The following is a 22,419-nucleotide window of genomic DNA, read 5'->3' as shown; positions in this document are numbered from 1 at the left end:
GCCGCCCGGGCGCTCCCCGGCCGCGCGCTTCGGGGAAGCCCCCGGGGAGGGCGCGGGGGGCGCTCGCCCGCTTCACAGCAGCACACCGCGGAGCAGGAGCTCGGCCACGCTGAAGTAGATCACGAGGCCGGAGACGTCGACGAGGGTCGCGACGAACGGGGCCGAGGCGCTCGCCGGGTCGAAGCGGAGCGCCCGGAGCACGAACGGCAGGAGCGCCCCCGCCAGCGTGCCCCAGGTCACGACGCCGACAAGGCTGATCGCGACGGTCAGGGCGAGGAGCGCGTAGTGCGGGCCATAGGCCTCGAAGAGCTTCTCCCAGGCGATGACGCGCGCGAAGCCGATGGCGCCGAGGATCCCGCCGAGCGCGAGGCCCGACGCGAGCTCCCGGCGGCTGACGCGCCAGAAGTCGGCGAGCCGGATCTCGCCGAGCGCCATCGCCCGGATGACCAGCGTCGTCGCCTGAGAGCCGGAGTTGCCCCCGCTCGAGATGATGAGCGGCACGAAGAGGGCGAGCACGACGGCGCGGGCGATCTCGCTCTCGTAGTGCCCCATCGCCGTGGCGGTGAGGAGCTCGCCCACGAACAGCGCGGACAGCCAGCCCGCGCGCTTGCCGAGCATCCTGGAGAGGGGGGTCCGGAGGTAGGGCGCGTCGAGCGCCTGCATGCCGCCGAGCTTCTGGATGTCCTCGGTCGCCTCCTCTTCCACGACGTCCACGATGTCGTCTGCGGTGACGATCCCCTTCATCCGACCCTCGCTGTCGACGACGGGTATCGCCACGAGATCGTGCTCCGCGAAGGTCCGCGCCACCGCCTCCTGGTCGGCGTCCTCGTTGACCGACACGACGTCGGTCTTCATGACGTCGCTGACGCGCCGGTCGCCGGGGGCGATCATGAGCTGCCTGAGCGACACCACGCCGCGCAGCCGCTGCTCGGCGTCGAGCACATAACCGTAGTAGATGGTCTCGAGGTGATCCCTGGCCTGCCGCTTGAGATAGCTGATCGCCTGGTCGACCGTCGCCTCCGGCCGCACGCGCGCGAACCACGGGCTCATCAGCCCGCCGGCCTCGTCCTCGGCGTACGCGAGGAGCGCGATCACCTCGCGCCGCGTCGGCTCGTCGAGCAAGGAGAGGAGCTCCGCCTGGTCGGCCGGCGACACCTCGAGGAGGAGGTCCGCCACGTCGTCGGGCGCGAGCAGGCGGAGCCACAGCCTGCGTTCGCCCTTCGTGAGGCCCACGAGGAGCGCGGCCTGGTCGGCCGTGGGGAGACCCTCGAAGAAATCCTCCGCCTCCTCGCGCTGCAGGCGGCGATAGGCCTGCACCCGCTCCTCGTTCTGCAGGGCCGACCAGGACAGCGTCAGATCAGCCGCCGTGAGCGCCTCGGCCGCGTTGAAGGGCGGGCGTTCCATCATCGCCTCACCTCGTCGAGCGCCTGGCCCGCCCCGTCGGCGTCGCCCGGCAGAAGATGCTCATTCGTGAGGGCCCAGCGGCAGGCTCGACCCTGGAACCACGATTAGCAACGGGCGCGCCACGGCCGCCCCTCCCTGGAAGCCCCGGCACGCACATGGCGCCGCAGCCGATAGTGCTCAAATTTGCCCGAAGAGAGTTCACATGAAGGCGGCAAGGCGGGAAGATCATTGATCTTTTCTTCCCGCCTTCCCGCCTTCATGTTCAAATCCGGCCACCACCCGCGCGCGGGCCTACGCGCTCAGGCGCGCGCGGGCGGGGCGAGCGGATCGACCCCGAAGCGGCGCAGGAGGCGGCAGAGCGGGACGAGCGGCAGCCCCACGATGGCCGCCTCGTCGGCGTGGCGCACGTCGTCGAACAGCCACGGTCCGTGCTTCTCGAAGAGGTATCCTCCCGCGCTGCCGATCGGCCGATCCAGCTCGACGTAGCGGCGGATCTGCGCGCGGTCGAGCGGGCGGACGCGGAGCTCCACCGAGACGCACTCGGCCAGCGTCCGCGGCTCGCCGGCCGCGAGCGGCACCCCCGGCGGCGCGTGCACCGCGACGGCGGCGTGGAGCGCGTGGACGCGCCCCGAGAGCCGCCCGAGCTGGTCTGCCGCCTCGTCGAGCGAGGCCGGCTTGCGGAGGAGCTCCCCATCGAGCTCGAGCGCCTGATCGGCGCCGATGATCAGGGCGCCTTCCCGCGCGGGCGCGAGGCTCAGCGCCTTCCCCTCCGCGAAGAGGCGGGCGCACGCGAGGGGCGACATCCCCTCGGGCGCGATCTCCTCGAACGCCGGCGCGACGGCCTCGTAGGCGAGCCCGAGGCGATCGAGGAGCGCCCTCCGGAAGGGCGACGTGGAGGCGAGGACAACCGGAAACATGGTCGGCTCCATGACACGGAACGACGCGCGCGCCGAGAGGAACCGCCCGCCTCGCCCCGCGCGCTCCTCCAGCCCCTCGCGCTCCTCCCGCTCCTCCCGCGCTTCACCCGCTCTTCGCTGCTCTTCACGCTCTTCGCGGCGTTCGCACCGACTTGCTTTTATTTACCAAAATTTATCGAGAAATGGCAGACGGCGAGGATTCTCAGCAATGGTGAAAGCCGCTGGGTACACGGGAATAACGGCAGGAATTCCCGCCGTCAGGTGTCGCCTGAATTACCCATCATGCATTTCATTAAAAAGCAGCTTGCACTCGGACTCTACAGCACGCGACAGTACGCCAATGCAGCAACTCAACACAAGGCACCTCGTCACACTCTCTCTCGTCGCGCCGGGCATCGGGCTCTCCGTGCTGCTCGCCGCCTCGCCGGCGAGCGCAGCGACGTACGAGGTGGGGCGGGGCAAGCCTTATGCGAGCCTCGCGGAGGTCGCCCCTCGCCTCGCTGCCGGGGACGTGGTTCTGGTCGAGGGCGACGCGACCTATCCGGGGGATCTGTTCTTCAAGAAGTCGGGCACCGAGGCGCAGAAGATCACGATCCGCGGCGTTCGCGTGAACGGCCGCCGCCCTGTCCTATCGGGGGGGACGAACACCGTGGTCTTCGCTGGCAATCACTATACCTTCGAAGGCTTCGACATCACCGGCGGCTCGGGCCGCTGCGTGTTCAACAAGGCGCACGACATCACGATCCGCGACTCGGTGGTGCACGATTGCGCCGGGCACGGGATCCTCGGCGCCGACTCCGAGTCGGGATCCCTCACGCTGGAGTACGTCGAGGTCTATGCCTGCGGCTCGGGCGACACCAGGCACCCCATCTACATCGCGACCGACGAGGAGACGCGCCTCGGCTCGGTGTTCCGCATGCGGCACTGCTATGTGCACGACGGCAATGGCGGCAACAGCGTGAAGAGCCGCGCGGAGCGGAACGAGATCTATTACAACTGGATCGAGGGCGCGAAATACCACGAGCTCGAGCTGATCGGGCCGGACGGCCAGGACGAGGGGCTCGCGCGCGAGGACTCCGACGTCGTCGGCAATGTCATCGTCAAGACCGGCCAGCACTTCGCCGTGCGCGTCGGGGGCGACGGCACGGGGCAGACGTGGGGTCGCTTCCGGTTCGTCAACAACACGTTCCTGCTCGCCCCCGGGTCGCGGCCGGCGATCAGGATGTTCGACGGGATCGAGAGCGTCGAGCTGAGCAACAACGTGTTCTATCGGCGCGGCGGCGGCGGCGTGGAGGTCTATGTCGACAGGAGCGCGACCTGGAAGACCGGAACGGCGTTGATCTCGGGCGCCAACAACTGGGTGCCCACCGGCTCCTCGGCCATCCCCGCGGCGTGGACAGGCACGGTGCAGAGCACCGACCCCGGCTTTACCAACCTCAGCTCGCTGGACCTCCGCCCGGCGTCGAACAGCCCGCTCGTCAACGCCGGCTCCAGCGCGACGCCGAGCCCGGCAGGGTACCCGTTCCCGAAGCCGCTCACCGCGCCGCAGTCCTCGCCCAGGAGGGGCAACCGCGGGGCCAGCGGACCGCTGCTGCGGCCGGTCGCTGGCGCGATCGACATCGGAGCCTACGAGTCCGGCTCCAGCCTCGCGGCGTTCGCCATGAGGGCCGCGGACAGCGATCGGGACCTCGACGACGGCGACAGCAGCGCCGCGGAGGAGGCGTGGAACGTCGGCCGCGATGCCGCCCCGAGCGACGGTGAGGCGGACGCCAGCGACACCGACGACGGCGATGCCAGCGACGCCGATGCCAGCGACGCCGATGCCGACGCCGACGCCGACGCGTCCGCCGGCGACTGCGCCGCGGACGGCGACGACACCGCAGCGCGCGCCGCTGCGTGCTCCGAGGCCGCCCAGGGCAACGCGGGCGCTCCGCACGACGCCCACGCCAGCGCGTGCAGCGTCGGCGGGGGGCTCGCGGGCGGCCCGGTCGCCGGCTCGGGGGCTCTCCTCGCCGGGGCGGCGGCGCTCCTCGGCGCCGCCCTCCGGCGGCGCGGTCGCCGCGCCAGGGCGTGAGCCCTCAGGCGACGAGCGCGCGCAGCAAGCGACGCGCAGACGCCGGGTCGGGCAGCTGAAACGCCGCGGAGCTCTCCCCGCCGCCCACGTGGATCGTGAGCGCGGTCGGGGGGAGCGCCGCGAACAGATCCTCGTCGGTCCTGTCGTCGCCGAGCGCGATCACCACCGCGTCGGGCCCCATCATGGCGAGCACCCGCGGCACGATCACCCCCTTGTTGACGCCGCGGAGCCGCACCTCCAGCACCTTCCGGCCCGGGATGAGCTCGAGATCGTGCTCGCGCAGCGCCTCGCCGAGCTCCAGGGGCACCTCGCGGGCCGTCTGGCTGGCGAGCTCCGGGTCGGCGGCCCGGTAGTGCCACGCGATCGAGACCATCTTCTCCTCGATGAAGCTGCCCGCCGTGCGGTCGACGAAGCCCTGGAGGACGTCGCGGACCCTCGGCTTCCAGTCGAGCGCGGCCTCGCGGAGCGCGACCCAGGGCTCTCCGGGCGCGGCGCGCGAGAAGAACCCGTGCTCCGCGTGGAGGCTGATCGGCAGCTCGCCCAGCCACCGCTCGAGGTCCTCGCGCGGCCGGCCGCTCACCACGTGCACCTGCGTCCGCGGGCGCGCCGCGAGCTCGCGCAGCTCGGTGACGAGCGCCTCGTCCGGCTGAGCGAGCTCGGGCATGGCCTCGAGGGGGACCAGCGTGCCGTCGTAGTCGAGCATCACGATCAGCGACGGCGCGCTGCGCGCGCTCGCGATCGTGCTCCCCTGAGGCGCGCCTTCCGGCCGCCGGACGGCCCCCACCGCGGGCAGGACGCCGCCCGCGCGCTCGAGATCGTTCAGGAAGCGGTGCGACCAGCGGTGCGCGTCGTGCGTCACGACGCGGCGCCGGAGCGCCTGCATCCGGACGCGCTGCTCGGACGGCGACATGACGAGCGCCCGCTGGATCGTCGACGCCACCGCGTCGATGTCGTGCGGGTTCACCAGGAGCGCCTCGATCAGCTCGGCGGCCGCGCCCGCGAACTCGCTCAGCACGAGCGCGCCGGTGTCGTCGAGCCGCGAGGCCACGTACTCCTTGCAGACGAGGTTCATCCCGTCGCGCAGCGGCGTCACCATCATCACGTCGGCCGCGAGGTAGAGCGCGACGACCCCGGCCATGGGCATCGACCGGTGCAGGAAGTGGATCGGGACATCGTCGAGCGTCCCGTAGCTGCCGTTGATGCGGCCGACGAGCTCGTTCACGACGCGCCGGAACTCGGCGTAGGCGTCGACGTTCTCGCGCGTCGGCACCGCGAGCTGGATGAACCGGACCTTGCTCCGGAGCTCGGGCTCGCGCTCCAGGAAGCGCTCGATGGCGAGCATGCGCCTCGGGATGCCCTTCGTGTAGTCGAGCCGATCGACGCCGAGCACGATCTTCCGGCCCTGGGCGCTCTCGCGGATGCGCCGCGCCTCGGCGCGGACCTCCTCGTCGCGCGCGAGCCGCACGAACTCGTCGACGTCGATGCTGACCGGATAGGCGCCGAGCCGCACCCGCCGCCCCTCGTACGCGAGCGTCTCCAGGTCGGGATCGAGCCCGAGCACGCGCGCGGCGGAGTAGACGAAGTGGTACCGATAGGCCGTCGTGTGAAACCCGACGACGTCGGCGCCGAGCATGCCGCGCAGCACCTGCTCCCGCCAGGGCAGGATCCGGAAGACCTCGGCCGCGGGGAAAGGGATGTGCAGGAAGAAGCCGATCCGCGCGTCGGGGATGCGCCGCCGCAGCATCGCCGGCACCAGCGTGAGCTGGTAGTCGTGGATCCACACCCTGTCGCCCGGCCTGTACCGGGCGACGATGGCCTCGGCGAAGCGCTCGTTCACCTCGCGGTAGCTCTCCCAGCCGTGCCGGGCGTCGAGGTGCAACTTCTCGACGAGGTAGTGGAACAGCGGCCACAGGACGCTGTTCGAGAAGCCGTCGTAGTAACGGCTCACCTCGGCCGAGGTGAGGTGCACCGGGGCCGCGCCGAGCTGCTCGAGCCGATCCTCGACCTCTCGGCGCTGCTCCTCGGTGAGGCGCGCGAGGTCGCCCGGCCATCCGAGCCAGAGGCCGCCGTGGCGCTCGTGGGGGCCCCGGAGCGCGGTCACGAGGCCGCCCGCCGAGGGGACGACGGAGACGTCCCCCTGATCGGCGTGGACGGTCACCGGAAGGCGGTTCGAGACGATGAGCAGGCGGGACATGCGCGGCCAGGAAGCTAGCGCATGGCCCCTGCACCACGCCCTTGAGGCGCGGTGAAATCAGGGGCTAGCCGATGGTGTCCGTCGGGCGCGCCCTGATCGCTACCTGTCGATCCGGATCGACGGCGCCGTGTTCTCCGGAGGGCTGGGCTTCGACGTGGCCGTGGGCGCTGCGGGGCGAACGGGGCGGCCCCAGTTTCGCCTGCCGCCCGAGCTCGTGTTCGACGGCGCGTCCTCGGTCTTCGCAGGCGCGGCCACCTGCGCGAGCCGCGCGACGGTCTGCACGGACATCTCCGACGGCCCCTGCACGATGGAGTAGGGCTGGAAGCCTTCCTTCTGCAGGGTCAGCCGGCGAGGCGACGCGCGCACCTGCTCGTTCGCGATCGAGAGCTGGAGCGGCGTCTGCCCGAGCGACTTCCCGTCCTCCAGGACGTCGGCGCCCGGCGGGATCGACTCGATGATCAGCATGAACGAGGGCGCGCCCTTGTGATCGCCGGGCGTGCCGGTCGCCGCGGGCGCCGTCGTGGGCGCGGTCGCGACCTCGGGCGTGGCCTCGGTCTGAGCGGGCTTGCGGGTCAGCGCGAACGCGCCCGCCGCCACGACGACCGCGCCGATGGCGGCGAGGATCACCCCCTTGCGCCCGCCGCCGGAGGGGGCCTCCTGCGCGCCGGTCGCGCCCTTGGACGCGCCCGCTGCGGTCGCGGCGGCGCCCGGGCCCGAGCCGACGCCGGAGGTGCGCCCGCTCGGATCGTCATCACTCGACGGCGCCGGGAGCGTCACCGCGTCCTTGAGCGCTTGCACCGTGGACGAACGCGACGAGATCTGCACGCCGGGCAGCGACTCGAACGAGGTGATCTGCGTGCCGCCGAACGCGGTCGTCACGCCCATGCCGCGGGCGCACTCGCCGAGGCCCTGGATGAGGGCGTCCATCGTCGCGGGCCGGCCGTCCGGATCCTTCGCGAGACAGCGCATCACGAGCGCCTCGAGCGGCTCCGGGATGTCGACGTCCGGGTTCCGCTCCTTCATGCGCGGCACCGGCTGCTGGAGGTGCGCCATCAGGATCTGGATCGACTTCTCGGACTCGAACGGGACCTTCCCGCAGAGCATCTGGTAGAGGATGACGCCGAGCGAGTAGATGTCGGTCCTGAGATCGACCTTGCCGTGCGAGATCTGCTCGGGCGACATGAAGCGGGGCGAGCCCAGGAACGCGCCCTGCTGCGTGAGCTCCTCCGAGTCGTCGCCCAGCTGCTTCACGAGGCCGAAGTCGAGGATCTTGACCGCCTCCTCCGCGTCCTCGTTGGAGACGAGCATGATGTTCGACGGCTTGAGGTCGCGGTGGACGACGCCGTGCTTGTGCGCCTCGCGCAGCCCGCGCGCGATCTGCCGCGCGATGCGCATCGCCTCGGGCGGCGGCAGGCGCCCCTGCCGGCGCACGCGCCGGAAGAGCGTCTCGCCCTCGAGGAACTCCATCGCCATGAAGAACCGCTCCTGATCGTCGGCCTCGATGCGGCCGTAGTCGAAGACGGTGACGATGTTCGGGTGCTGGAGGCGCGCGAGGATGCTCGCCTCGAGGAAGAAGCGCTTGTGGAAGTTCGGGTCGAGCTGCCGCGAGGCCTGGTTCGGGATCAAGACCTTGATCGCCACCTGGCGCCCGAGCGGGATCTGCTCGCCGCGATAGATCGTGCCCATGCCGCCGGTCGCGAGCTGGGAAAGGATCTTGAACTTTCCGTTGAGCACCTTTCCGAGCAACGGATCGATCGGCTCGCTGCGCGCTACTTCATCGACGACGTTTTCGTTGGCACCACTCATATGAACTCCGTCGCCTTCCCCGTGCGGGCGCGGGCGAGCCCTCCCCTCGGTGACGATGCCTCGCGATGCGTGAGCCTGGACCTCATGATCGTGGGGAGCGTCGGCGCGTGGGGCCGTCGGGGCAGTCTAAACGGAAGAAATGTCCTTGGCGACCTTTCCTCGATCGCCTCCACGATCGCCCCGTTCGTGAGGCAGGGGCCCCCGCTCGAGAGGCCGTTCGGGAGGCCGTTCGGGAGGCGCCGCACCATGCGCCGTGCGCCATAGCCCCGATCGACGGGAACCGCCAGTTGCTGGCATCGAGCGTCTGCATCGCACCTTCGCGCCACGAGATCCTGCGAGCAGAGTACACTGCTCCGCGCCCGCGCGATGCTCTTCCGATCATCCTTGTCGGGTGCCGCCGCCGGACGCCGGCCGGTGCGCGCCGGACGTCCCTGCCGGCCTTCTCGCCCTCCCGGGTGGGGACGAGGTAGTAGAGGAGGATGCGACCGGATCGCGCCGTGCTGCGCTGGTGGAGGGGGAGAGAGTACCGGCGCCTACTCGACGTGGCCGCGTCCGAGCTCGCCGGCTCGCGCCACGCCGACGCGGAGGCGACATGCGCGCGGGCGCTCCGGATCGCCGAGGAGATCTACGGTGACGGGGACGCCGAGCTGACGGCGCCGCTCTACGCGCTGAGCTCGGCGCGGCTCGCGCAGGGGCGGCTGGACGAGGCGCGCGCGAGCTCCGCGAGGGCGATCGCCATCGCCGAGGCGGCGGCGAGCACCGATCCACCGCTGCCGAGGCTGCTCGAGCAGCTGGCCGCCATCCTCGAGCGGCAGGGCGAGCTCGAGGACGTCGAGGCGCTGTTCCGCCGGATGCTCGCGGGCTACGAGCGGATGCGCGACCCCGACCCCATCGAGCTGTCGGCGCTGCTGAACCGGCTCGGCCTGCTGCTCGGCAGGCGGGGGGCCCGCGCCGAGGCGGCGCCGCTCTTCCGGCGGGCGATCGCGCTGCGGGAGGGGGCGCTCGGCGCCCGTCACGCGCTCGTCGCAGAGGCGCTCTACAACGCCGCCACGTTCCTGGAGCTGGAAGAGGACCTCCCGACCGCCGAGCGGGAGGTGATGCTCCGGAGGGCGCTCGAGATCGCCGAGGCGGGGGCGGGCGTGGAGGGGGGCCTCCTCGCGTCGATCCTGCACAACCTGGCGGCCGCCCGGGAGGCGCTCGGGGACACGGCCGAGGCGGCGGCGCTGTACGAGCGCGCGCTCTCCGCGCGGGAGGCGCTGGCCGGGGCCGCCCACCCGTCGCTCCGGCCGACGCTGGTCCGGCTCGCGCAGGTCCACCACGCCGCGGGGCGGCCGTCCACGGCGCTGCCGCTGTACGAGCGGGCGCTCGCGCTCGCCGAGGCGGAGCTGGGGGCGGATCACCCGGTGGCCACGGCGATCGGGGCCTGGATGGCCGAGGCGCGGAGCCGGAGCTGACCCTGCCGCTCCCGTCGATCAGCGCTCGGACGACGGATCGCCGCCTTCGCGCCAGCGCTCGACGAGCTCCGGGAGGACGGTCGAGGCCATCTGGAGCAGGTGCGCCATGTGGTGTTCGGGCGTGTTGCCCCGGAACCCGCGGACATGGAGCTCGCCAACGCTCGCCTCGGTGGTCGGGATCATCTGCTTCTCGAGCTTCTTCGAGACGGCGCCCTCGGCCGCGCGCAGCCGCAGGTGCGGGGGCGCGTCCGACGCGGGCGACCGCTCGACGTGGCGCCCTGCCGCGGCGTCGAGCAGGTAGCTGGCCGTGGCGGAGGAGCTGGCGTACGCGATCGGGTCGATCTCCGAGTGCGTGATGGTGAACAGCAGCTCCTCCGAGGCGGCGAGCTGCGCGGCGCGCGCGAACGAGGCGAGCTGCAGCGGGTTGAGCCCGCTCGGCTGCTCCGGGACGAAGCCGCAGTGGATGCCGTCGGTGACGAGGATCGCGTCGAGGGGCTCGGTGCCGCGGCGGAGCTCCAGGATCTTGGCGACCGCGCCGTAGCCCGCGCTCCACGAGGAGAGGGCGACCCGGCGGAGCCGCGGGGTCGGCAGCCCGCGCTGCGCGAGCGCCCGGTCGATGTCCGCGAGCAGGCTCTCGTAGACGCCCGGCGTCGCGTAGAAGTCCTCGTACGCGCCCGAGCCGATGCCGAGGTTGATGACGGCGACCGCGGCGTTCAGCCCGGCGACCTCGGCGCTCTCGCGGACGAGCTGGGTGTTGCCGTGGAAGTGCAGCAGGAGATCGTAGCTCGACCCGGCGGGCCTGAACGTGTCGGGCGTGAAGAGCACGCCGCCGCGGATCGACGCGTACCCCTCGTGCCGGATCGCGGGCGGCGGCGTCACCGGCGCGGGCGGCGGCGCCGGCGGCTGCAAGCGCGCGAGCCCCTCCGGCGCGACGGCCGCGCTCACCCCGGCGTCCTCGCGCGAGGAGCGCAGCGCGAGCAGCGACGCGCGGTTGACGGGGGTCATGGCGCGGAAGGCCTCGGCGGAGGCGATCGGCATCCGCGCGGCGATCCCGCGCGCGGCGGCGGCGACGACGACGATCACGGTGGCCGCGGCCAGGACGAACGCCCCGAGGGCGCGCCACACGCGCGCGCGGCGCTCGTCCGGCGAGGGCGCGGACCAGGAGCCGTACGGCCCGGCCCCGGCCATGGGGAAGGGCGGCGTCCCCTGCGGCATTGGCGGGGCGAAACCGGGAAGGAACGCTTGCTCCTCCGGCGCGGGGGCCATGCCGAGGGGGGGCAGGTCGAGGGGAAGACCGCGGTCCGGGCAACCCTGGATCACGGTGACGGGCGGCGGCGTGGGCGTCGGCGATAGGTCCGCAGGCGACCCGTCAGCGCGCACGTTTCCCTTCATTTCGATACCCCTCCCTTACAACGGGGATGTAGCGCCCGGCCCTGGCTCGCCAGGCGCTGCGTCTGTTCCGTGAGCGCGCCGCATGGCGGCAGCGCGCTTCGTTTCTGCTCCTGCCGTGAGCCCGGAAGGCGTCGCGGCAGGCGGAGCATCGACCAGTACGGTCTCGAGCTCAAGCGACAACCATTCCGTACGCACATATTTAAGCGTGGCCGTAATACCCTGTCCCCCGCTGGAACACGCGTGGGTGAGCCTGTCGGGCCGCAAAGCGAGGGAGGGGGTGGGGTGTGCCCGGGGCTGCGCAGGTGCGCGCGAACGGGGACGTGAGCACGCCGGCGACGAAACGCGCACTTGCGCCCCTGTCCGGCACCCACCAAGGTGCTCGGCGCTTGCTCTCCCGCGAGGTCCGCTTCCTGCTCGCAGCGACGCTGCTCCATGCCGCCATCCCGCTGCTCGCGCGGATCGCGGGCGCCCCGGGGCCGGTGCTCGAGGCCCGCTCGAGCGGCGCGCGCCGCGAGGTGGAGATCGAGATAGAGCCCGTCGCGCCGCGCGAGGCGGAGCAGGACGAGGCGCGCACGCCGGACGAGGCACGGCCGCGCGAGGCGGAGCCGGTCCTCGGCCGGACGGCGCGCCGCGAGCGGCGGCCGCTCGATCCATCAGCGCCGCCGGCGCCGACGGAGGCGCCGGTCGAGCCGCGGGAGGGTCCCGTGGCGCCTCCGGCCCCGGCGCCATCGAGCGAGTACGACGGGCCGCCGACCGCCGAGGCGCCGCGCGGGGTCGCCGGCCTCGGGGGGGCGCCGGTGTGGCAGTTGCCCGGCGTTCTGCCGGATCGCGCGCCGCCGGCGCCGGCGCCGACCACGCCGGCCGCGCCGCGCGAGGTCTCGGCGGACAGGGCCGGCGAGCTGCTGCGCGAGGCGATGCGCGATCGGGACAAGACGCTGGGGCTGGATCTGCCCGCCGCCGGCACGGTCGCGTCCGTGGTGGCTGACGCGGTGCGCTCCGCCGAGACGCCCGCGACGGCGCGCGCGGTGTTCGAGGTGCACCTGAGCGGCGCCGGCGCGGTGCTCGGGGTGCGCGCGCTGTCGTCGACGGCCGGAGCGGCGACGCTCTGGGCGCGGGTGGCGCGCGAGGCGGCGGCGCAGCTCGCCGGGCGCGTGCTCGCGATGACCGCCGCGTTCGCCAAGGGGGCGAAGGTCTACGTCACGGTGAGCTCGTCGGTGCAGATGCCGAGCGGCGCCACGTCGGGCGGGATCCACCACCAGGGCGCGGGCTTCGGGTTCGACGTCGCCGACATCGGGGCCCGGCCCCGCCGCCTGGTCCAGTCGAGCTTTCGCGTCGAGGCGATCGACTGAGGCGATCGCAGAGGCGGAGGCGCGCGACGCGCGCGAGCTCGGGCGATCAGCGGCCCCGGCGCGCCGTCCAGCGCCTGTAGCGCGCGGCGCTCGCGGCGAGGCCGATCCAGAGCAGCCCGAGCAGGCTCAGCGCCGCCGGGACGCCGGTGAGCCAGACGAGCGCTGGCAGCGGCGGGCGCGTCGGACAGGGGCGGCGCGTGTCGAAGCGGCAGGCGTGATGCCGATCGAGCTCCTCCGCAGCGGCGCGGACCTCGGGGACTTCGTCTGGGAGGCCCCGCAGGGCCGCGGAGGCCATCATGTACGCCGCAGAGGCGGCGCGATCGTACGCCGGGTCGGCCGGCACGCGGTCGCGCACGAGCTCGCTCAGCCGGGCGGCGCGCTGCGCCGGCGCCTGCTCGGCCAGCGCTCCGGCGAGGTGCCGAGCGAGCGCCTCGTCGAGCTGCAAGGCGCAGGCGACGGCGCGATCTTCCCCAGGCGTGAGGTAGACCGTCTCGCCCGACGCCGTCTGGCGCGGCTCCGTGCCGGACGCCGCGACCGGCCTGCGCAGCGCCACCCGCGCCCCGCGGACACAGCCCGGGATCCTCGGGAGGGCGCGCAGGTGCACCGCGGCGTAGCGCTGGTATGCGACGCCGGCGATCGCGCCGAGCGAGAGCGCCAGCGCGAGGAGCGCGGCGACCCTGCGCGCGCCGGCGCGCTCTCCGGCGCCGGCGCGCGCTGGCGGCGCGGCGCGCTCCTCGCCGGTCTCCGGCGCGGGGGCCGGCTCGCCGGAGGGCTCTCGGGACGACATGGCCGGCGGTATGGACAGCCGCGACGACGCTGTCAATGCGCCGTCATGAGGGGGGAGCCGCGCCGGCGAGGCGCGCCACCTGCGCCCACGCGTGGGCCGCCTCCTCGTGCCCGGTCGCGGCCGCGAGCTGCGCCAGGAACTGCGCGCACGCCTGCTCGCCGTGGGGATCCTCGGCCTCGCGGGCGCGCGCGAGGGCGCTCAGCGCCTCGAGGAGCGCGCCCTCCGTGCGGCCCGCGGCGGCCAGCGCGACGCCGTACGCGAGCAGCGCCCGGGCCCGCTGCGAAGGCGACGCGTCGGCCTCCGCGGCGATCCGGAAGCGCCGGAGCGCCTCCTCCTTCGCGCCGCGCCCGAGCGAGATCAGGCCGGTCATGCGCTCCGCCAGCTCGAGGTGCTCGCCGGTGCGGCGGAGCTCGCCCACGAGCCGCTCGAGCGTGCGGAGGTCGCCCTGGACGAGCGCCTGCTTGGCCAGCTCGGCGAGGCGGACCGCGATGTCGTTCATCGACAGGACGGGCGACTCCGTGGTCTTCGCGAGCGGATCTCCGGAGGCGTCGCCGCACGGAAGGCCGACGTCCGGGGAGGTCGCGTCGGGAAAGTCGTCGGGCGTGTCGTCCGGCTGCGCCGCGGGCGCGCCGGGGCGGGAGCGCTCGCCGACCGGCGCCGACGCCGCGCGCTGCGGCTCTGGCGCGTCGCCGACCACCTCGATGGGCGTGCGGTGGGTGGGCGGCTGGCTCGACGAGCTGTCCGGCGCCCCGTCCCGGTGATCGCTCGCGGTCTCCTGCTCGTCGGCGAACGCGAGCAGCTCCGCGGCCGAGCCCTCGAGCAGCGCGTCGCCGGCCGCGCGCCCGGCGCGCCCGGCGAGATCGGCCGCGGAGCGCCGATCGCCCGCCTTCGCGGCGTGCCACGCGGCGTCGGCGAGGCCGAGCACGCTGGCGTGATCCTCGACGACCCGCGCCGCGGCCAGGTGCCACGCGGCGCGCTCGCCCGGCGGGACGCCCGCGAGCAGGGCGTCGCGCAGCGTGCGCGAGGAGAGCCGCAGCCAGCCAGGCTCCGGCCGGAAGACCCAGCCGGCGCCGAGCAGCGCCGCCTGCACCGCGGCGACCTTCGGGGCGCCGGTGCCGTCGCACAGCGCGTCGATCGCCGCGTCCGACGCGTCCCCGCCGAGGGTCGCGAGCGCGGTGAGCACCGTGCGCTGGCCGATCGCGAGCAGGCGCAGGCGGGCCTCGATCGAGCGGAGCGCGGGGGGCGCGGCGAGCTCGGCGCCGGTCATCGTGCGCGGGGGCCTGCCCCGCCCGGCGCTGCGCCGGCGCGGCCCGACGCTCCTGCCGATCCAGCGCAGCGCGCCGCTCTCCAGCGCCTCGCAGAGGAGCTCGCGCACGGCCAGCGGGAACGCGGGCGCGCGCGCGGCCCAGCGGCGCGCGCCCGCCTCGTCGATGCAGCCGTCGAGGAGGCGGCGGACGAGATCCTGCGCGCCCGACGCGGAGAGCGGCCCCAGCGTGACCGTCGCGGCGGGGGTGAGCGCGGTGAGCGGCGCGGGGAGCGGATCCGAGCGCCCGAGCCGGGCGACGGCGCGCGGGCCGCCGCCCGGCGAGAGGGCGAGGGCGATCGCTTCGAGGCTCGCGGCGTCGACCTCGGAGGCGTCGTCGACGGCGAGCAGGCCGACGCGGACGTCGGACGGGGCGAGCCACACGGCGAGCACCTCGGCGGCGATCCTCGGCTCGACGCCCTCGCCGGCGAGGAGCCGGGCGAGCGCGGGCTTCAGCCGATCCGGGAGCACCGGCGCGCGGGCGCGGCTCTTCTCGGCGCGGAGCGCCGCGCGCGCGAAGGCGCGCCGGAGCGCGCCGAACGGCTCGCGCGAGGCCCCGATCGGCGCGACGAAGAGGCTCCGCGACGGCGCGAGCAGCCTCTCCAGCTCGAGGAGCAGCCGCGTGCCGCCGGCGCCGGGCTCGGCCCGGACGATCGCGAGCGAGCCGGGGGGCACGGCCAGCTCGGCGAGCTCGGCGTCGCGGCCGATGAGCGGCGGCTTGCACAGGCGCGCCACGCTCTCGGCGACCTGCCTGCGCAGCGGCTGCTGCGCGTCGAGGCGGAGGCCGCGCACCCGGCGCGCGCCGTCGATGCCGCGGTGGGCGCCGAGGGTCATGAGCTCGCCCGAGATCACGGCGGCGAGCGCGGGATCGAGGAGCACGTCGCCGGGGAGCGCGACGCGGGCGAGCATGACGGCGACGAGCAGCGGCTGCCCCCAGGAGAGCGCGGTGAAGCGCCCCGCCTCGCCGACGTAGGTCATCTCGCCCTGCGCGATGCCGACCGCGAAGCGCGCGTCGGGGTGCACGGCGGCGTCCTCCGCGGCGAGCGCGGCGAGCAGCACGGCCTCCTCGACGTCGTCGGGGGTGAACTCGAACGAGAAGGTCTGCGCGCTCCAGGCGCACAGGGTGGCGCCGAGCGCCTCGGCGCGCTTCTTCAGCGCGAGCGCCCTCGCGAGGTAGCTCTCCTCACCGCGCGCGGCGCCGCCGGCGGCGCGCGCGGCGCCCTTCTGGCGCGACGGCGGCGCGAGCGCCCGCGGCGCGCCGCGGCGGCCGGGCCACGGAGCGACCGCGTCCGTGCTGTCTGGCTGCGAGAGGGCCGCAGTACCTCGAAAGGACACGACGATGCGCTCCGGCATTGCGGCGAGTGTAGCGGGGCGCGGAGGGCGCGTGGGCGGTTCTCGGCGCGCGCCGCGGTACGATGGATCCTCGATGCGACCGCCTCCCCCGCGCGCCGTGAGGCCGGGATCTCGCCCGGCGCGCGCCGTCGCGCTCGCCGCCGCGGCGCGCGCCGTCGCGCTCGCCGCCATGGCGCTCCCCTCCCCTGCGGCCGCGAACGGCGTCTTTCCCTCGGCGGACCAGATCGTGTTCGACCCGGCGGATCCAGCGCGCGCCGTCGCCCGGATGACGTACGGCCTGCTGACCACGCGAGACGGGGGCGCGAGCTGGCGCTGGATCTGCGAGGGCGCGGTCGGGTACGACGACACGGCCGGCCAATCTCCGCCCATCGCGGCGGCGGCGAGCGGCCGGGTGCTCGCCGCGCTGGCCGACGGGATCGCGGTCGGCGCCGAGGGCGGCTGCGCCTGGGCGCGCGCCGCGGAGCTCGCGGGGCGGGAGGTGATCGATCTCTCGGTCCGGCAGGGCGCTCCGTCGCACGTCGTCGCGGTGGCCGCGGGGACCAGGCACCGCCTCTGGGCGTCGCGCGACGGCGGCGCGAGCTGGACCGGCGCGGGGGCGCCGCTCCCGGCGGGCTTTGTGGCCCGGACGGTCGACGTCGCGCCGTCGGATCCGCGGCGGGTCTACGTGAGCGGCCTCGCGAGCGAGGGCGGCGCCATCAAGGGGGTGCTCGCGCGCTCGGCCGACGGCGGGGAGACGTGGCAGACCGCGGAGGTGCCGGGGAGCACGACGTCGCGCGAGCCGTACATCGCGGGGGTCGATCCGCTCGACGCCGACGTGCTGGCCCCCCCTCGCGAGGGGGGGCACGTCGATCTGGAACCGAAATCGACGGCCTCGAGGGCCGCTCCGACAGGTCGCGACGTGGCGGCGCCCCCCCCGCGAGGGGGGCGCGTCGATCCGGAACCGCAGTCGACCCCCTCATGAGGCCGCTCCGACAGATGATGAGTCAGGGAGAGATGACGACCCGCTGCGCGGCCATCGCGACGTCGCCGTTCGGGTCCTCCAGGGCAACCTCGATATCGAGCGCTTGCCCCCGGACGGCCTCGACCGGGAGCCCCCGGTCCACCTGAAAGCGCACACCATCGATCTCGCAGCGGTCCTCGCCGGCCTTATGCATCGTGACCTGCGCGGTGAAGGGAAGGAGCTCGAACTCCAGCTCGGGGAAGTACCCCTTCACGGTCAGGCGCGAGCCCATCTGCCGGAGGCCCGTCACGCGCAGCGCGAGCCACACGTGATGGCCCCCTTGAGGGCCCGCCTCGATCGGCACCACCTCGCCATGCTCCAGCGAAGCGAACGCGCTTTCCCCCTGCCCGATCACAACCGCAGGGTCGCCAGAGCCCGGCGTCTTGCACGCATCGCTCGCCGACGCGATCCACAGCGGGTCGTAGTCGGTGAGGGCGGAGGGGGCGATGAAGGGCTCGACGCACGCCCCCGCCGCGCAGGTCGCGCTCGCCGCGCAGGTGGTCGCGCAGCACGCCTCGTCGAGCGAGACGGGCAGGAGCAGACTCCGCCCGCCAGCCGCGCGGGTCGCGCCCCTCCGCGTCACGATGGGAGAGGCCTCGCCGTCTCGGAACGCCGCGATGGACAGCTCGATCTCCGCGCCGTCGGGCGCTGGCCCGACCACGAGCTCGGCCGGGAGCGACAGCTCTCCCCCGCCATACGAGAGACGCTCGGTGCCCGTGACGACGCCATCCACCTTCGTGGTCGTCTCGATGTGATCGAACTGGAAGCCGACCGCCATATCCGTGGTGAGGCCGATCACCACGAGCGCGTCAGCCGCCTCGCTCGCACAGCCCGCGGAGCACAGGAGGAGCAGCGCGAGCAGCGTCTCGTGCGTCGGCCGCACGCTCACCTGGGGACGCTCAGCCCGACGTGCGCGATGAACGCTTGCGGCGCCGCGCAAGCCAGCCTGCCGCCGCGGCGAACACGGCGAGCGGCGCGGTGAGGGAGGCCTTGCTCGCAGGCCTGGCGGCGCACATGCCGGCTGAGAGGTTCCCGTCGATGCCGTCTGGACCGATGGTGACCTCCGCCTCGGCCTTCACGCTGATGCCCTGCGCGAGCAGCGCGTTCACGCACGCCGGGATCTGCGATCCGGAGATGATGTACTTCCCATTGCAGAAGAGCGCGCCGTCGCCGCTGCAGGAAGCGTCGCAGTTCGCGCGGAACTCGTGCTCGCAGTCCTCGAACTGCATGTCCTGGCAGGTGGTCTGGCAATCCATGTTCGCGTCGGCCGTGCACGAGCCCCCGCAGCACTCGATGCAGTGCTGGTAGCAGCCGCCATCCACCGTCACGCACTTGGCGCCGCACTCGCTGTCGCAGTTCGCGTCCCACGTCGCGGCGCACTGGGCGGCGTCGACGGCGCCACTGCACTCGACGTCCCGCGTGGTGGTGCACTCGACGAAGCAGTTGTGGGAGCAGATGACATTGATGCCCCTGTCGCAGTCCGCGCTGCACTGCTCGGTGCAGCTGTCCGTGCAGCCCGCCTCCGCCGAGAGGGTGCACTCCGTCTTGCAGACCGGCACGAGCTTCGTGGCGCACGCGGTCTTGTAGATCCCGAGCTCGCTGCAGCCCGCGGTGCACTCGCCCGTGACGCGCACCTCGCAGTTCGACAGGCCCTCGAAGCGAATGTTGCCGCACTCCGGGACACCCGCGCTCGCCGGGAGAGCGGCCGTGAGACAGACGGTGATGCTCGCCAACCCGAACCACATGGATCTTCGCATAGATGCACTCTCCTCCTCGACGGCCGCGAAAATACGATCCTACACAAGGCGTTCGCCGCGAGGAAGCGACATCGCCGCGGCGCACGTTTGCGGCGCACGGGACGCGTTGTTGTGCACGCGGACACGCGGGCACGCGTTCACGTGGAGCGCATGTGGAGATGTGGAGACGTCGAGACGCGTGTTGAGGGGGATCGACGTGAATGGGGGTCACGGGCGCGGCGCGCTGGTGTCACCTGGCGCGCGTCGCTGTCACCTGGCGCGCGTCGCCGTCACCTGGCGCGCGTCGCGCGGGGCTCAATCGGCGGGCCAGGGGTTCGGCGGATCCGCCGGTGTGTAGGGCTGCACGTTCGCCTCCGCCGTGATGAGGTTCTCGATGAACAGATCGACGTAGCGCAGGTCGTCCTCGACGTCGGGGTCCGGATGATCCGCGAGCCACGCCTCGACGTTCGGCCGCAGCGCCTCGAGCGTGCGCCGCGCGGTGCGGGGGTCGGCGTCCGCGGCGAGCTGGGCGGCGAGCTTGAACCCGGCGAAGAGGTTCAACATGACGAAGCCCTTCTCGACGGTGTCGCCGGAGAAATAGCCGGCCTCCGGCGGCGCGTCGGGCGCGCTCGGCGCCTCGATGTCGACCTCCTGCGCGTGCGCCTCGCCCGTCAGCGGGTGCCGCCACGACAGCGCGAGGCTGCCCACGGCGCGCGGGTCCTCGACGCCTTGCTGGTCGGGCTTCGGCACGAGCTCGAGCAGGATGGCGCCTCCGCCGCCGCGCCGGCCGGAGCCGACGGGCTCCGCGGCGCTCGTCCGGCCGGCGAGGAAGAGGCTCGGGATGTGCACGGCGCCGCCGCGCTCGCCGCCCTGCCAGCCGTTCGTGCCGTACGCTCCGCGCACGACGTAACCGTCGCCCACGGCGACGTCGAGCTCCACGTCGAGCGCCAGGGGCACGAGGAACGTCTTCACCTCCTCGGCGAAGACCTCCTCCACCGCCTTCGGGTCCTCGAGGAAGTAGAAGTTGCCCGCGCCGACCTCGCTGATCCCGCGCATCGCGTCGACGTCGAACTCGGCCCCGACGCCGATGGCCGTGAGGCCGATCCCCTTCTCCGCGTACCCGGCCGCGAGCGACACGAGGCGCTGAGGCGAGGTGAGCCCGGCCGTGGCCACGCCGTCGGACAGGAAGATCACGCGGTTCTGCCAGGCCGGATCGAGGTGCTGCTCGGCGAGCGCGTACGCGGTGAAGAGCCCCTCGTACAGGTTGGTCGACCCCCGCGCGGTCAGGCCCTCGAACGCCGCCGTGAGCGCCTCCCTGTCCGAGCCCTCCGCCTGCTCGAGGACGACCTCGGCCGCGTCCGCGTAGCGGACGAGCGAGATCCGGTCGGTCGGCTGGAGGGCGCCGATCATCTCGACGAGCCCCGCCCTGACGTAGGCGATCGGGTCGCCTTCCATCGAGCCGCTCGTGTCGACGGCGATGACGAGGTGCAGCGGCGGCCGCTCGAGCGCGCCGAGGTCCACGGGCGAGTTCATCCCGATCTGGATGAGCGTGCAGGGCGAGCCGCTGATCATGTTGCCCATGATCCCGAGCAGCCCGTGCATGCACACGTCCTCGCCGCAGGTCGCGGCCGGGTAATCGAGCTTGTGCTCGGCGAAGAAGCCGACGTCGTCGAGCGTGTCCGGCCCGGGGATCTCGCCGTCCTCGAGGATCTGCCGGAACAGGCCGAAGTCCTGCGCGCCGCCCTGGGAGACGCCCACGCTGCCCGGGGGATCCGTGGGTGCGGCGAAGCTGCCCCGTGCGTCACCGGAATCGGCGCAGCCGGCCGCGCCGAGCGCGGCGGCGGCGCCGAGCGCGAGGACATCATGGATTCGGTGCTTCATGGCGTGACCTCCTACGGCGCCGCGGCGGCGGCGACCAAGACCGACTCGAGCAGGCGGGGTTGATCGACGGGAACGGTGAAGCACTCCGCGTCGCGCACGGGCATGTCGTCGGCGCGCACGAGGAAGACCGCGCCGGCGCCCTCGGCGAGCTCCGCGCTCTCGCCGGGCCGCAGCGAGACGACCCCGGAGACGCCCTCGCCGAGGAGCGACGCCTCGAGCGGCGCGACGAGGCTTCCGCACGCGTCGTGGAACGCGTCGCAGCCCGGGAGCGGCGAGAGCTCGGCCGAGAAATCGGCGGCCGGCAGCCGGCCCACCATCGACCAGCGGGCGAGCACGTTGCCTCGCAGCGCGAGCACGGCGTGCGTCGCGCTCTCGATGTGGATGCCGCGCGCGAAGGCGAGCTGGTCCCGCGGGAGCTCCGGGTACCTGCCGCCGTCGATCGCGACGGAGCTCACGCGGAGGACGTCGCCTTCGCTGAACGGGATCGCCTCGGCAGGAGCGCAGAGGAAGAAGGTGTCGCCGCGCTCGAGCGTGAGGGCATGACAGCCGTCCGGAGACGACGTCACGCCGGTGAGGACCCCTGCCCCGGGGACGGGCAGGGTCCAGTCGAGCCCGCTCCCCGCGGCGTACGCGCCGCACGCGCTCACGGGCGACGGCGTCTCGATGGGCGGCGCCGGGAACACCGCCGGGTGCTCGGCGAGCTCGAGCCTGGCCCCGGCGCGCTGCAGCGCGATCATCCGATCCGGCTGCGGGTTCTCCGTCGACGTGACGAGCAGCTGCTCCGGAAACTCCGCCGCGGACCACGCGAGGAGCGTGAGGGGCAGCCCGTCGGCGTCGATCAGGGTGGCGTCGCACCCCGCGTTGCCCAGCGGCAGCGCGCGGCCGGGCGCGATGAGCCAGGTCTCGGCGTTCGCGAACAGATCGCGCGAGAGGGCGCTCGTCGGGTCGTCGAGCACGACGCCGCAGTCGACCCGCACCGACTCCCGCAGGCGCCGCACGCGGATGAGCTGCTCGGTCCCGGTCGTGTTGCCGATCACGAGCGACGCGAGCTCCTGCGGCTGCGGCGGCGCGCACCCCTCGGCCTCGCCGCACGGAGGCGGATCGTAGCTCGTGGCCACGCAGGACAGGCTGCCCGCCATCAGCGCCAGGCGGTGGGCGACCGGGCGCGCGGGCTCCGGCCGCGCCATCGCCTCGGCGAGCACGCGGTACGAGGCGAGGAGGACCGGCAGCGCGATGAGGTCCGTCGGATCGACGGTGATCCGCCACGGAAGCGGCGTGAGCGCCATGAGCCCCTCGACCGCGCGGGCGGCCTCCGGAGCGAGCTTGATGGCCGAGAAGACGACGCCGATGACGACGTGCGCGCCGAGAAATCCCCGGCGCGAGGTCACGCGGAGCAGCGAGGCGAGGACCGCGGGCGCGACCAGGAGCCCCGCGAAGTCGCTGAGCTTCCCGGTCAACCACCCAGGGAGCACACCAGAGCCCTTGAGGGCGTGATCGTTGAGGACGAGGAGCGCCAGGGCTCCTAACCACAAGGGGTGAAGGAGCGTTCGAGTTGAGCGCAGATCTCGGGCCATCGGGAGCTCTCCTTCCGTGCGATAGAGGCCATCGCGGGCGGCCGAGCAAGCGAGCGGGGCGCTCGCCGAGGTTCGGCCCCAAGCAAGCGCCATACCCTGAACAAACAAACATCAATTCAACCAATTACAACGCAACGCGGCCGCGCGCCCCTGACGCCGGTGTCAGGCGTCAGGGCTGCGGCGGGCGATGGTTCG

At 73.6% G+C, this 22,419-nt stretch carries 15 protein-coding genes; 4 read left to right on the top strand and 11 right to left on the bottom strand.

Going from position 1 to position 22,419, the window contains the following annotated elements:
- Positions 1–72: 72 nt before the first annotated feature.
- Both mgtE and WME73_RS02660 read right to left on the bottom strand, forming a co-directional pair.
- Positions 73–1,407: a magnesium transporter gene (gene mgtE, locus WME73_RS02665; RefSeq protein ID WP_437743994.1), complete on the bottom strand. Its 1,335-nt coding sequence runs from the start codon at positions 1,405–1,407 to the stop codon at positions 73–75.
- 296 nt (positions 1,408–1,703) lie between these two features.
- Positions 1,704–2,321 (bottom strand): Maf family protein, encoded by a 618-nt coding sequence (locus WME73_RS02660; RefSeq protein ID WP_437862299.1) that lies wholly within the window; start codon positions 2,319–2,321, stop codon positions 1,704–1,706.
- A 340-nt stretch (positions 2,322–2,661) separates the two neighbouring features.
- On the opposite strand from WME73_RS02660, the gene WME73_RS02655 reads away from it, so the two are divergent.
- Complete coding sequence (locus WME73_RS02655) at positions 2,662–4,395, top strand: right-handed parallel beta-helix repeat-containing protein (protein ID WP_437914634.1); 1,734 nt, start codon at positions 2,662–2,664, stop codon at positions 4,393–4,395.
- Positions 4,396–4,399: 4 nt separating this feature from the next.
- Here the strand turns inward: WME73_RS02655 and WME73_RS02650 are convergent, their stop codons facing one another.
- Entirely contained in the window at positions 4,400–6,589 is a 2,190-nt protein-coding gene (locus WME73_RS02650) for a bifunctional alpha,alpha-trehalose-phosphate synthase (UDP-forming)/trehalose-phosphatase (protein ID WP_437743991.1), read from the bottom strand.
- A gap of 99 nt (positions 6,590–6,688) precedes the next feature.
- Positions 6,689–8,395: a serine/threonine protein kinase gene (locus WME73_RS02645; RefSeq protein ID WP_437914633.1), complete on the bottom strand. Its 1,707-nt coding sequence runs from the start codon at positions 8,393–8,395 to the stop codon at positions 6,689–6,691.
- Positions 8,396–8,874: 479 nt separating this feature from the next.
- Between WME73_RS02645 and WME73_RS02640 the strand changes: the two genes are divergently transcribed.
- Positions 8,875–9,849: a tetratricopeptide repeat protein gene (locus tag WME73_RS02640; RefSeq protein ID WP_437743989.1), complete on the top strand. Its 975-nt coding sequence runs from the start codon at positions 8,875–8,877 to the stop codon at positions 9,847–9,849.
- Between the two features lie 18 nt (positions 9,850–9,867).
- Here the strand turns inward: WME73_RS02640 and WME73_RS02635 are convergent, their stop codons facing one another.
- The gene (locus tag WME73_RS02635; protein WP_437743988.1) at positions 9,868–11,241 is read right to left on the bottom strand and encodes a hypothetical protein; all 1,374 of its coding nucleotides are present in this window, start codon (positions 11,239–11,241) and stop codon (positions 9,868–9,870) included.
- A gap of 386 nt (positions 11,242–11,627) precedes the next feature.
- On the opposite strand from WME73_RS02635, the gene WME73_RS02630 reads away from it, so the two are divergent.
- Positions 11,628–12,590, top strand: coding sequence for a hypothetical protein (locus tag WME73_RS02630; protein ID WP_437914632.1), 963 nt, complete (start codon positions 11,628–11,630; stop codon positions 12,588–12,590).
- A 46-nt stretch (positions 12,591–12,636) separates the two neighbouring features.
- Here the strand turns inward: WME73_RS02630 and WME73_RS02625 are convergent, their stop codons facing one another.
- Complete coding sequence (locus tag WME73_RS02625; RefSeq protein WP_437914631.1) at positions 12,637–13,377, bottom strand: hypothetical protein; 741 nt, start codon at positions 13,375–13,377, stop codon at positions 12,637–12,639.
- Positions 13,378–13,420: 43 nt separating this feature from the next.
- Positions 13,421–16,033, bottom strand: a complete 2,613-nt coding sequence (locus WME73_RS02620) for a hypothetical protein (protein ID WP_437914630.1) — start codon at positions 16,031–16,033, stop codon at positions 13,421–13,423.
- Between the two features lie 73 nt (positions 16,034–16,106).
- Between WME73_RS02620 and WME73_RS02615 the strand changes: the two genes are divergently transcribed.
- Positions 16,107–16,994, top strand: coding sequence for a WD40/YVTN/BNR-like repeat-containing protein (locus WME73_RS02615; RefSeq protein WP_437914629.1), 888 nt, complete (start codon positions 16,107–16,109; stop codon positions 16,992–16,994).
- Between the two features lie 22 nt (positions 16,995–17,016).
- Here WME73_RS02615 and WME73_RS02610 read toward each other — a convergent pair whose 3' ends face one another.
- The 4 genes from WME73_RS02610 to WME73_RS02595 form a co-directional block, all read right to left on the bottom strand.
- Positions 17,017–17,922, bottom strand: coding sequence for a hypothetical protein (locus WME73_RS02610; protein WP_437743984.1), 906 nt, complete (start codon positions 17,920–17,922; stop codon positions 17,017–17,019).
- Between the two features lie 10 nt (positions 17,923–17,932).
- Positions 17,933–18,790 (bottom strand): hypothetical protein, encoded by an 858-nt coding sequence (locus WME73_RS02605; protein WP_437743983.1) that lies wholly within the window; start codon positions 18,788–18,790, stop codon positions 17,933–17,935.
- A 294-nt stretch (positions 18,791–19,084) separates the two neighbouring features.
- Positions 19,085–20,650: a vWA domain-containing protein gene (locus WME73_RS02600; protein ID WP_437743982.1), complete on the bottom strand. Its 1,566-nt coding sequence runs from the start codon at positions 20,648–20,650 to the stop codon at positions 19,085–19,087.
- Positions 20,651–20,661: 11 nt separating this feature from the next.
- A complete protein-coding gene (locus tag WME73_RS02595; RefSeq protein WP_437914628.1) occupies positions 20,662–22,182 on the bottom strand; it encodes a hypothetical protein in 1,521 nt (506 codons plus the stop codon).
- Positions 22,183–22,419: the final 237 nt, after the last annotated feature.

It is taken from the genome of Sorangium sp. So ce302 (assembly GCF_051530145.1).
Lineage (GTDB): Bacteria > Myxococcota_A > Polyangia > Polyangiales > Polyangiaceae > Sorangium > Sorangium cellulosum_B.
The sequence above is the reverse complement of the archived record's forward strand: the minus strand, read 5'-3'. Positions and strand labels throughout refer to the sequence as shown.

Bases quoted from the DNA above. Each gene is read 5' to 3' on its own strand.
- mgtE (WP_437743994.1), bottom strand. From the start codon at position 1,407: ATGATGGAACGCCCGCCCTTCAACGCGGCCGAGGCGCTCACGGCGGCT.
- WME73_RS02660 (WP_437862299.1), bottom strand. From the start codon at position 2,321: ATGTTTCCGGTTGTCCTCGCCTCCACGTCGCCCTTCCGGAGGGCGCTC.
- WME73_RS02655 (WP_437914634.1), top strand. From the start codon at position 2,662: ATGCAGCAACTCAACACAAGGCACCTCGTCACACTCTCTCTCGTCGCG.
- WME73_RS02650 (WP_437743991.1), bottom strand. From the start codon at position 6,589: ATGTCCCGCCTGCTCATCGTCTCGAACCGCCTTCCGGTGACCGTCCAC.
- WME73_RS02645 (WP_437914633.1), bottom strand. From the start codon at position 8,395: ATGAGTGGTGCCAACGAAAACGTCGTCGATGAAGTAGCGCGCAGCGAG.
- WME73_RS02640 (WP_437743989.1), top strand. From the start codon at position 8,875: ATGCGACCGGATCGCGCCGTGCTGCGCTGGTGGAGGGGGAGAGAGTAC.
- WME73_RS02635 (WP_437743988.1), bottom strand. From the start codon at position 11,241: ATGAAGGGAAACGTGCGCGCTGACGGGTCGCCTGCGGACCTATCGCCG.
- WME73_RS02625 (WP_437914631.1), bottom strand. From the start codon at position 13,377: ATGTCGTCCCGAGAGCCCTCCGGCGAGCCGGCCCCCGCGCCGGAGACC.
- WME73_RS02620 (WP_437914630.1), bottom strand. From the start codon at position 16,033: ATGCCGGAGCGCATCGTCGTGTCCTTTCGAGGTACTGCGGCCCTCTCG.
- WME73_RS02615 (WP_437914629.1), top strand. From the start codon at position 16,107: ATGCGACCGCCTCCCCCGCGCGCCGTGAGGCCGGGATCTCGCCCGGCG.
- WME73_RS02605 (WP_437743983.1), bottom strand. From the start codon at position 18,790: ATGCGAAGATCCATGTGGTTCGGGTTGGCGAGCATCACCGTCTGTCTC.
- WME73_RS02600 (WP_437743982.1), bottom strand. From the start codon at position 20,650: ATGAAGCACCGAATCCATGATGTCCTCGCGCTCGGCGCCGCCGCCGCG.